The organism is Acetobacter sicerae (assembly GCF_011516765.1).
GTDB classification, from domain to species: domain Bacteria; phylum Pseudomonadota; class Alphaproteobacteria; order Acetobacterales; family Acetobacteraceae; genus Acetobacter; species Acetobacter sicerae.
The window spans coordinates 24,854-35,523 of sequence record NZ_JAAABN010000022.1 but is presented as its reverse complement, the minus strand read 5'-3'; the positions used below and the strand labels follow the sequence as shown (position 1 = coordinate 35,523).

Below are 10,670 nucleotides of genomic sequence, written 5' to 3'. Positions count from 1 at the left end.
CGATCAAAGGCTCCCAGACGGACCATGCGGTATCGGAAAAGACAGACTGCATCATGCTCATCATAAACAGCTATGCAATCCGTTCCGTCATTCAAGGCCTAACAGGCCCTAGAATCATGTGAGTACCTTACACTTCGTGATTAAACGGCGGCGATCGCTCTTCTAGGGGAGATCGCCGTCACACCCGAATAGGTTAAAAAGATAAAACACATTTTAAGTCTCTCGGAAATGGCTAAATCCGATTATAAGCCAAATAGACGTATTTTAGCTATACTGCCTGCTCATATTCCGATTCTGACGATCAGGTAGAAATTTTCTGACTTAATCTCAGGTCCCTCTGCAAGGTGAGGCCGCGTAGGGTGCCCGAATAGAAACACAGGTTAGTAAAATTGCTATCGCTCGGCACCCGTCCGAGCAACGTCAAATAACTGACTGTCTCTAACCGCCTCATATTGGTCATTAAACTTACAAGATCACTATTCTCAGACCGGACACTAAATGGAGATGGGAACATTTCGTGTGCAGGTGCCCATTAAATATGGTTGTCCCTTTAAATTTGTATTCTCGTAATATCAGATATGCCGCGCGAGCGGAGCAGCAGATCAACCGAGCCGGGAAAAGGCAATGTCTGGATCAATCCCGCCGAAAATCAAACCTACTACAGATACTCCGCAAAAGTGACATAATCACTTCTACCAAGCACCAAACCGTATCAAATCTAGGTAAGAGGCCAGACCTTGCGTTTCAGTAAGAAATGGTTATTGACCATGTAAGTTCGGAAAAATTCATAGTGTCCGAATAGGCTTTCCAGCCCCGGTTGATAGCCAGCCATGTGGGTCATTTCGTCGAAAATGTAGGAGAGCCATCTGACAACCGAAAGCGTGTAAAAGCGTCCGTACTTCTGCGCCCATTTCGTCTGTCCAGTGCGTTCGGAAGCAGTCGTCGCGTCCGACATCACGTTGCCGGTCTCATCTGTGAACAGGACAAACATGTAGCAATCGGCCATCGCTCCGAATTGAGCTGCGCGTCTCTTTACAACAGCTTCACCTTTCTTCCCTCGATAATGATTATCGAGAATTGGCTCAACAACCTCGGTCCACCATTTGTTGACGGGCTCATTTGCTGGGTCAAATGAAGGGTTGCCTATCGCCTCGAAGTTGGCGTAGCGGCCCTTGGAGGCATCCGAGAATGCGTCAAGGCAGTTTATGACAGCAGTGCAGATAGGATGGTCAGGGCCGATGTGAGGTACGGTGATACTACGCTTTTCAGCAATCATACCGACTTGCGCTATCAACTCCCTCAATTTGTGGCCATATTTGCGAACGACCGACTGCCCTGGAAGGGCTCCGTTATTCTCCAGTGCGTAATTGGCAACTAATATAAGCTTTGCCAGCCGTTCAATTCCAACCGAAAGTCCGAAGAAGGCAGTATAGTATTCACCGAATCCGCTTCCATAACTCGCACGACTTAATGCGGTTGCACCAGAGCCAAGTATCTGACAGACCAGAGATGCCTCGCGGTGCAACGCTTTCCACTCGGGAATTGTGAAGGGATCAGGACGCGTCATTCCCCAACCATATGACCAATCGTAGTGTTTGACCACGGTCGAGGCACGCGTGGGCACACATTTAGGACAAAATCCATCGGCCCACTTAATTCTGACTGTATCTAATTCAAGATACTCTGGGACTGTGCCTGAAAATGCCTATGGACGATGACCAGAGCCGTCAGTCTCCTCATCGGTGGTACCGTGTCCATTTTCCCATAGCTAGCTTCCTATAACGGACAGGCGCCCCCCAAAAAACAGCCTATACTTCAGCATCTCAAGAAAAGCACAATGGGACAGAACCCGTATTGTGCAGCAGGCCTCCGCATTCAAATTGCGACTTGTCTGACTTTCCGCAACTGCACGGCTGTTGCCCGCTTCATAAGACAAGCTGAATTCTTGCTCTCATCCCGCACGCAATGCTACTGAGAAGCCTTCGCAACAAGAGTCCTGCCATGATTTCCCGCCTGCTTCCAGGAAAGCGTCCTGCCGAGCGCACACCTCTCCCGGCTCACATCGAACAGATCCGTCTGGAAGCCCTGAAAGGTGATCCCCTTGCCCAGACGCAGTGGGGGCAGGCTCTTCTCAGCAGCACTTTCATGCAGAGTGATCCAGCGGCCGCCGTCGGCTGGTTTAAAATCGCGGCCAATGCCGGTTTTGGGCCTGCCTGCAACATGCTCGGGCGCTGTTATCACTTTGGTCACGGCGTGGAGAAAGATCTGGCTCAGGCGGCTGTTCATTACGAAAAGGCCGCCTCTCTTGGCGATGAATGGGGGCGTTACAATCTGGGCATCCTCGTGCTGCGAGGGCTCGGCATGCCCGCCGACCGCCCCCGGGCATTCGCCCTGTTCCGGGAAGCAGCCCACAAGGGGCATGCCAAGTCCATGAACCTTTATGCGCGTTTTCTTGAGGAAGGCTGGGAAGCGCCTCAGGACAGACAGGCAGCGCTAACGTGGTACAAGCGCTCGGCGGAACAGGGCGACTATCGCGGACAGCATAATTACGCGACAGCATTGGCCGAAGCAGGACTTGTCGAGGAAGCCCTGTCATGGTGGCGGAAGGCCGTTCAGGACAAGGATGTCACGCCGGATATTCTTCAGGCGATGAAACGCTCTCTGACGGCGCTTGAAAGCAACGGCGACAGTACTCTGCTTGCGGACGTGGACCGTAAGCTCGACGTATTTCTGAAGAAATGAGTGCGGCTTTTCTGTAGCCTGCCTTTTGGAACCCATCTGGCCCCGGGGCGCTTGAGCCAGATGGCTGCCCGTTGCGCATAGAGCTTTTGCGTTACAGAAAGCTCCATACCGGACAGTCCGGCGTTTCATAAAGGTTCACCCATGTTTCCTGAACAGGTCTCGACGGCGAATATTCTGTCCGCTTTCATTTATGTCATCAGCGCCGTCAGTGTGATTCTGGTTCTGATCGGCCTTGGTCTGGTCGATGCCGGACTGGTCCGGAAAGACAATGTTCTGCATTGCTGGGTGCAGAAAATAACGACCTGCATGATCGGCGGTCTCGCTACGTTCTTTGTGGGTGACGCCATCTGGCAGTGGCAGTTCTATACCGCCTTCGGCACGCCGCATCCGTTCGTGCAGGCCTTTCTTGACTGGTGGCCCGGAAGCGCCGCCATGAGCACCCCGGCCATGGCGCAGGACCCGAAACTGGTGCCGGGAGCTGATACGCAGCAGGTCTTCTCGGTCTTCTTCGTGACCTTCGCCATGGCGACCGTCGCCCTCATTCACAGCGGAACGGTGGAGCGCATACGCAGTGCGCCGCTCTATGTGATGTCCCTCGCAACGGGCCTCATCTTCTGCCCGCTCGCGGCGTATCTGACATGGGGCCCGCTTTCACCTCTCACCAATAACGGCCTGCATGATTTCGAAGGAGCCGTCGCGCTTTACGTCTTTACCGGTACATGGACGCTAGTGACCGCATGGCGGATGGGACCGCGGGCTGGCGTGTTTATCCCCGATCCTGAAGGGGTGCAGCCGAAACCAGGCAATTACGGCAACATTGCTTCCGGAGCGCTGTTCGTTTTCATGGCGATCCCCCTCATTGCGCTCGGCTCGACATGGATCACTCCGGGGAAGACTGTTTATGGCATCACCATGGTCCCGACCGGACTGGGTATCGTGCTGAAAAACGTGTTCCTCGCCCTGCTGGGAGGCGGTGTCAGCGGCGCTGCTCTGGCGGCGCTTCTCAGAGAACCGGTCTGGGTGTTTTTCGGCCCCATTGCCGGAGCCGTCATGACCGGCACTGTTTTTGACGTTGCCGGTTCGATGGAAAGTCTTGCTTTCGGCGTGATCGGACCGATCCTTGCCGTGATTGTTTCCCGCGTGCTCGTGCATCTACGCATCGACGAGCCGAAAGTGGCCCCTCTCGCTTTTGGACCCGGTATCGTCGGTTCTCTGGCTGGCGGTTTCCTGCACTGGGGAACTGGAACGGGTGGTTTTACGGATCTGCCTGCGCCTTACGCGCTCGATCATGCCCATATCACGCCGCTATTTCAGCTATTGGGAATCATCACCGTGATCCTGCTGTCTGCTGTGCCCGCCTATGTCATCTGCCGTATTTTTGAAGCCACCTCCGGGCTTCGCATCTCCCGCGAGTGCGAAAGGAACGGCATGGACGTCACGTACTGGGGGCATGACAAAGGCTGAGTCTCTGTTACTGCGCATGCCGTATCAACCCGGAGATCCGACATGTCATGCAGTGAAGCCGGAATCACGACGGTTTCGTTCCAGACCAGCAAAAAAGTGATCGTTACGATATTGTCGCAATGTCATGTCAGCGCTCCAGCCTGCGCCGCCAGAACCGGAAATCCATGAGAGAAATGTCTTGTCCGGATGAACCACGCCTTCATTTCGTCCTTCCGGCGACCACGAACACGGCAACCATCCATTTCATCACGGCGACAACTGGCAAATAAAGATTTTTCCAGTTACATCTCCGACATGAAACGCTGATCCACAGGCAACAGGAAAGGTGGCTGCAGGATGCTGCATACGGCCCGTTCATTACGCGGAATGGTTACCGCACCGCACCATCTGGCGTCACAGGCGGGTCTTGCCATTCTTCGTGACGGCGGCTCGGCTCTTGAAGCCGTCGTGGCCACTGCCGCCGCCCTCGCCGTCGTTTATCCACACATGACCTCCATCGGCGGCGACGCCTTCTGGCTCATCACGTGGCCCGACGGACGCACCGAGACCATTGACGCCTGCGGAGCCGCCGCCGCCGCCGCCGATCTGCCGCTGTATCGAAAGGCTGGACACGCAACCATTCCGTGGCGAGGACCGCTGGCCGCCAATACGGTCGCGGGCACTCTTTCCGGATGGGCGAAAGCGATGGAACTGGCGGAAAAAGTCAATGGGTCCGTCCTGCCGCTGCAACAGATCCTTGCCGAAGCGATTCACCATGCCGAAGCCGGCGTGCCTGTCACGGCAGGAGGCGCCGCGCTGGCCCGCGAGAAATCAGCCGAACTCACGCAGGCTCCCGGTTATGCAGTCGTTTTTGAACCCGAAGGTCGTCCGCTGGAGGAAGGTGACATCCTCCGCAACCCGGCTCTCGGCGCGACTCTCCGTGAACTCGCTTCATCCGGTCTTCAGGATTTCTACACCGGTTCCCTCGCCCGCCGCATCGCCGCCGATCTTGCAAGCGCAGGAAGTCCGGTCAGTGCGGAAGATCTTGCAACTCATCGGGCGCAGGTCCGGTCCGCGCTCTCTGTGCCGATCAGGGGTGCGACGCTCTACAACATGGCCCCTCCGACACAGGGCGTTGCGTCCCTGCTCATCCTCACACTCTTCGACAGGCTGAAAGCTGATGAAGGTGAGAGTTTCGCGCATATTCACGGACTGATCGAAGCCACCAAGCAGGCCTTCCGTTACCGCGACACGCATGTGGGCGACCCGGCCTACATGACGGTGGAAGCGCAGCATCTGCTGGATGATCCCGCGGCATTGGACGCCATGGCCGCCGCGATTGATCGGCAACGCGCCGCACCATGGCCGTATCCTTCGCAGGCGGGTGACACCGTGTGGATGGGCGCGGTCGATGCCAGTGGCGTCGCCGTCAGCATGATCCAGAGCACCTATTTCGAGTTCGGCTCGGGCGTCGTGTTACCGCAGACCGGCATCGTCTGGCAGAACCGTGGCGCGAGTTTCCGTCTGGAGGAAGATGGCTGGAACACGCTGAAGCCCGGACGCAAGCCGTTCCATACGCTGAACCCGGCCGCGGCCCGCTTCGACGACGGACGCGTGATGGTGTACGGCACGATGGGCGGCGAAGGACAGCCGCAGACGCAGGCAGCCGTGTTCTCGCGTTATGCCCGCTATGGCATGGGTCTTCAGGCCGCCGTCACCGCGCCGCGCTGGCTGCTGGGGCGCACATGGGGACAGGAAAGCGTGACGCTGAAATATGAAGACCGGTTCGATCCGGCTCTGATCGCGCAGCTTGGCGCTGCCGGACACGCCATCGAACGGGTTGCGCCTTTCACGTCCATGATGGGACATGCCGGGGCGCTGGTCCGTCATGCGGATGGCGTGATTGAAGGCGCGACTGATCCGCGCAGTGATGGAGGGGTCGCGGCATGGTAAAAGCCATGACAGAATCAGGGACAGTTACAGGAGAACGCGCTGTCGCCCGATGCGATGTGCTCGGCAAACCTCCCTTCAGCGACGAAAACGATCTGCTCTTCCGTCCCTGGCTTGGTCCGGGCTTTATCGCCACGGTCGAAGCCATCTCGAACTGGATGCGTCAGGCGGGCATGACGGTGCGGCAGGATGCCGCCGCCAACCTGATCGGACGTTATGAAGGCAGCACGCCGGACGCGCCCGCGCTGCTGTTCGGTTCGCATCTGGACTCCGTGCGGGATGGCGGTCGCTACGACGGCATGCTCGGCGTCATAACGGCGCTCGAAGTGGTGGCCGGATTTCATGAACGTGGCGAGCGCTTTCCATTCGCCATCGAGATTGTCGGTTTCGGGGACGAGGAAGGATCACGCTTTCCCATCACCATGCTGACCACCCGCTCCATCGCCGGTGTTCTGGAAGAGGATGACCCTGTCGCCGCTTTTGCCGAACTGCATGATGTTGACGGCATCACCGTCGAACAGGCTCTGGCGCGTGTAGGGCTGACGCCTCGCGGCATGGCGGCTGCGAAACGCCGCAAGGACAGTGTGCTGGCCTATGTCGAAGCGCATATCGAACAGGGTCCGGTTCTGGAAGCCGAAGGACGGGCGCTCGGTGTGGTGAGCGGCATTGCGGCGCAGCGTCGTTTCGAGATCAGACTGCATGGCATGGCCGGTCATGCCGGCACCATGGCGATGTCGCTGCGCCGGGATGCGCTGACGGCGGCATCGGAGATGGTTCTGGCGATTGAGCGCATTGGCGTGGCTGGCGGGGATCGCGACGGGCTTGTGGCGACAGTCGGCTCGTTGCGCACATGGCCGGGCGTGACAAATGTCGTGCCGGGCGATGTCACCTTCACCATCGACGCCCGCGCCGGCACCATCGCAACACGCGACAGGGCCATGAACGACATTCTTGCCGCCCTCAAAGACATTGCCGAGCGTCGCGGCATAGAGATCGAGATCATCCCGCGCGAGGATCTTGATCCCTCCCCCTGCGATCCGCGCCTCATGGCGCTGATGGAAACAGCCGTGCAGGACGTGACCGGCGAGCCTGCGCGGGTGCTGGTCAGTGGCGCGGGGCATGACGCCATGATCATGGCGCGACTGGCCCCGATGTCGATGCTGTTCATCCGCTGCGAGAAAGGCATCAGCCACAACCCGGCGGAAGCCGTGCTACCCGCCGACGTGGGCGAGGCTGTCACCGCGCTGACCCGATTTGTCCGACTCTTCGCCGACGATTACAGCCAGACCCAAGGGAGACATTCCGCATGACCGTGCCAGTTTTCGGCCAGATCGATCCGCCGCAACGCCTGTTGATGGGGCCGGGACCGGTCAACGTTCATCCGCGTGTGCTGCGGGCGATGAGCGCGGACATGCTCGGGCAGTTCGACCCAGAGATGACGACCTACATGAACGAAACGATGGAACTCTATCGCGAAGTGTTCATGACGCGGAACCGCTGGACGTTCCTGATCGACGGCACGGCGCGCGCGGGCATCGAGGCGGCGCTGGTGTCGCTGCTGGAACCCGGCATGACGGTGCTGATCGTGCGTGCCGGACGGTTTGGACTGCTGCTGTCCGAGATCGCCGAGCGGATTGGCGCCGATATCCGCACGCTCGATCTGGAGTGGGGCGAAGTCGCCTCTCTGGACGCCATCGATGCCGCCTTCAGGGAACACAAGCCGCGCGTGTTCGCCTGCATCCATGGCGACACTTCCACCACGACGGCGCAACCGCTCGAGGGACTGGGCGACCTCTGCCGCAAGTATGATGTGCTGTCCTATGTCGACGCCACCGCCACGCTTGGCGGCATGCCGGTCGATGTGGATGGCTGCGGTCTGGATATCGTGACGGCCGGGCTTCAGAAGTGCATGGGCGGCCCGCCGGGCTCCGCACCCATCACGATTTCCGATCGCGCCGCCGAACATATCTTCAGCCGCCGCCATGTGGAGAAAGGCATCCGTGGTGCGGACGCCGATGATGGCTATGGGGCGCGGATCAGTTCCAACTATTTCGATCTGGCGATGGTCATGGATTACTGGTCGGAGAAGCGCCTGAACCATCATACCGAGGCGACCACCATGCTTTACGGCGCACGTGAATGTGGGCGCGTGATGCTGGAAGAAGGTCTCAAGAACCGCTTCGATCGTCATCGGGCCGCCGGAGCCGCCATGACGGCGGGACTGCGAGCGCTCGGGCTGAACGTGTTCGGGCATGATGAATACCGCATGACGAACGTGACCGGTGTGTGGATTCCCGATGGCGTGAATGGCGAGGCCGTGCGTCGCCGGATGCGCGAGGATTTCGAGATCGAGATCGGCACAGCGTTCGGTCCACAGGCTGGGAAGATCTGGCGGATCGGCGCGATGGGTTATAACGCCATGAAGCATAAGGTGCTGCTGACGCTTGGCGCGCTGGAAAGCGTTCTGGCCGCGGAAGGCTACGCCACCCCGCGAGGCGCTGGCGTGGATGCGGCGCTGATCGCGTGGAACAGGGCTCTTCCGGACGCCCTGAAAGCGCACGACGCATGAGCACTTATCCCCGCGACATGGTGGGTTACGGCGCGAACCCGCCGGACCCGGAATGGCCCGGCAAGGCCCGTATCGCCGTGCAGTTCGTCATCAATTACGAGGAAGGCGCTGAAAACTCCGTCCTGCATGGTGACGCCGGATCGGAAGCGTTCCTGTCCGAAATGGTCGGCGCACGCTCCATTCCCGGCGCACGGGCGATGGCGATGGAGAGCCTTTACGAATATGGCTCCCGCGCCGGCTTCTGGCGTCTGCACCGCCTGTTCACGGAACGCGAGTTACCGGTCACGGTCTTCGGCGTCGCCGAAGCGATGGCGCGCAATCCGGAAGCGGTCTTCGCCATGATGAAGGCGGACTGGGAAATCGCCTCGCACGGTCTGCGCTGGATCGATTATCAGGATGTGCCTGAAGAGATTGAACGTCACCATATCCAGCGTGCGATTGCGCTCCAGCAGGCGCTGACCGGCAAGCGTCCGCTGGGCTGGTATCAGGGGCGCACCAGTCCGAACACCGCCCGACTGATCGCCGAAGAGGGCGGCTTTGTCTATGACGCCGATTCCTACGCCGACGACCTTCCCTATTACGATCACACATGGGAATCCGTGACCGGCCGACCTCAGCTCATCGTGCCTTACACGCTCGACGTGAATGACATGAAGATCGTGGCGTATAACGGCTTTTCAGAAGGCGAGGAGTTCTTCCGCTACCTGCGCGATACGTTCGATCAGTTATGGGAAGAAGGAGCCTCTCGACCGAAGATGATGTCTGTCGGGCTTCATGGCCGCATCGCCGGGCGACCGGGCCGGGCCCGGGCCGTGGCGCGGTTCCTCGATCATGTGCAACAGCATGACCGGGTCTGGATCGCCAGACGTATCGATATCGCCCGGCACTGGCTCAAGGTCTTTCCGGAATGAACGCCATTTTCACTTCTATCAACGCGCTGAATCAGGACGACTTCACGAAGCTATTCGGTGCGCTCTACGAACATTCGCCATGGATCGCGCAGGAAGCATGGAAGGCGCGGCCTTTTCAGGATGAGGATGCACTGCTCGCCGCCTTCCGTGACGTGGTGGCGCATGCGCCGTCCGACGCCCAGATGCGGCTGATCCGCGAGCATCCCGAACTGGCGCGTAAGGTCGGGGTCGATGAAACACTGACCGCAGCCTCGCAGAACGAGCAGTCTTCCGCAGGGCTTGATCGTCTGACGCCCGCCGAGCATGCCCGCTTCACGACGAGCAATGAGGCCTACCGGGCAAAATTCGACATGCCCTTCATCATCTGTGTCCGGCTCAGCGAGAAGGACCATATTCTCAACGAAATGGAGCGCCGGACGCGCAATTCCGCCGATGAGGAGCGCCGTGCCGCGCTGGCGGAAATCGACAAGATCGCCGCCATACGCTGCCGCGATGTTCTGAAAGCACTGGAGACGAAAGCATGAGCAGTCTTTCAACCCATGTTCTGGATCAGGTCAGCGGCCGACCGGCTGTCGGCATGTCGGTCACGCTCTGGCGGGGTGACACCATACTGTTCGCTGGCGTCACCAATGAAGACGGGCGCTGCCCGGAACTGAAATCGCTCGGAGAACTGGAACCCGGTTCCTACCGGCTGGAGTTTGCGGTCGCCCCCTATTTCCGTCGTGAAGGCGTTGAACTAAGCGACCCGCCATTTCTCGACACCGTGCCGATCGCTTTCGGTATTGCAGCACCGCGCGAAGGCAGGACGGGCAGCCATTATCATGTGCCGCTTCTGGTCGCGCCGTTTGCCTATTCAACCTACAGAGGCAGTTGATCGTTTCCTGACACACTCAGGATTCGGCTCGCTGCGTCTACACAAAGCACGCAGTCACGATAGCAGTGTCTGCTGCCCGGATGACTTTCAAAAACAGTCTTCGCAGACAAAGCCACCGCCGTTCCCACGACGCGTTTCTGGTTGCATGACGAGATCATCTTAGTCTTGGCGTTACCGACCA

The 10,670-nt window shown here is 58.9% G+C and carries 9 protein-coding genes; 8 read left to right on the top strand and 1 reads right to left on the bottom strand.

The genetic code is table 11. The features are described from left to right. Window positions 1-718 precede the first annotated feature (718 nt). Window positions 719-1,567 (bottom strand): hypothetical protein, encoded by an 849-nt coding sequence (locus tag GVI59_RS16015; RefSeq protein WP_173575098.1) that lies wholly within the window; start codon window positions 1,565-1,567, stop codon window positions 719-721. Between the two features lie 434 nt (window positions 1,568-2,001). On the opposite strand from GVI59_RS16015, the gene GVI59_RS16010 reads away from it, so the two are divergent. From GVI59_RS16010 to uraH, 8 genes are all read left to right on the top strand, one after another. After that, a complete protein-coding gene (locus GVI59_RS16010) occupies window positions 2,002-2,742 on the top strand; it encodes a tetratricopeptide repeat protein (RefSeq protein WP_173575097.1) in 741 nt (246 codons plus the stop codon). 141 nt (window positions 2,743-2,883) lie between these two features. Next, window positions 2,884-4,206 carry an ammonium transporter gene (locus GVI59_RS16005; protein ID WP_173575096.1) on the top strand — a complete coding sequence of 441 codons (1,323 nt, stop codon included), beginning with the start codon at window positions 2,884-2,886 and terminating at the stop codon, window positions 4,204-4,206. Window positions 4,207-4,542: 336 nt separating this feature from the next. Then, complete coding sequence (locus GVI59_RS16000) at window positions 4,543-6,138, top strand: gamma-glutamyltransferase family protein (protein WP_173575095.1); 1,596 nt, start codon at window positions 4,543-4,545, stop codon at window positions 6,136-6,138. Between the two features lie 5 nt (window positions 6,139-6,143). Continuing rightward, on the top strand, window positions 6,144-7,445 hold the full coding sequence (locus GVI59_RS15995; RefSeq protein WP_242013167.1) for an allantoate amidohydrolase: 1,302 nt from the start codon (window positions 6,144-6,146) through the stop codon (window positions 7,443-7,445). Then, on the top strand, window positions 7,442-8,704 hold the full coding sequence (locus tag GVI59_RS15990) for a pyridoxal-phosphate-dependent aminotransferase family protein (protein WP_173575093.1): 1,263 nt from the start codon (window positions 7,442-7,444) through the stop codon (window positions 8,702-8,704). Before GVI59_RS15995 ends, GVI59_RS15990 begins: the two co-directional genes overlap by 4 nt. Continuing rightward, window positions 8,701-9,615: an allantoinase PuuE gene (puuE, locus tag GVI59_RS15985; RefSeq protein WP_173575092.1), complete on the top strand. Its 915-nt coding sequence runs from the start codon at window positions 8,701-8,703 to the stop codon at window positions 9,613-9,615. The genes GVI59_RS15990 and puuE overlap by 4 nt, the downstream gene beginning before the upstream one ends. Then, window positions 9,612-10,139, top strand: a complete 528-nt coding sequence (gene uraD, locus GVI59_RS15980; RefSeq protein ID WP_173575091.1) for a 2-oxo-4-hydroxy-4-carboxy-5-ureidoimidazoline decarboxylase — start codon at window positions 9,612-9,614, stop codon at window positions 10,137-10,139. Before puuE ends, uraD begins: the two co-directional genes overlap by 4 nt. Next, on the top strand, window positions 10,136-10,489 hold the full coding sequence (uraH, locus tag GVI59_RS15975) for a hydroxyisourate hydrolase (protein WP_173575090.1): 354 nt from the start codon (window positions 10,136-10,138) through the stop codon (window positions 10,487-10,489). The genes uraD and uraH overlap by 4 nt, the downstream gene beginning before the upstream one ends. The last annotated feature ends 181 nt before the right edge of the window (window positions 10,490-10,670 follow it).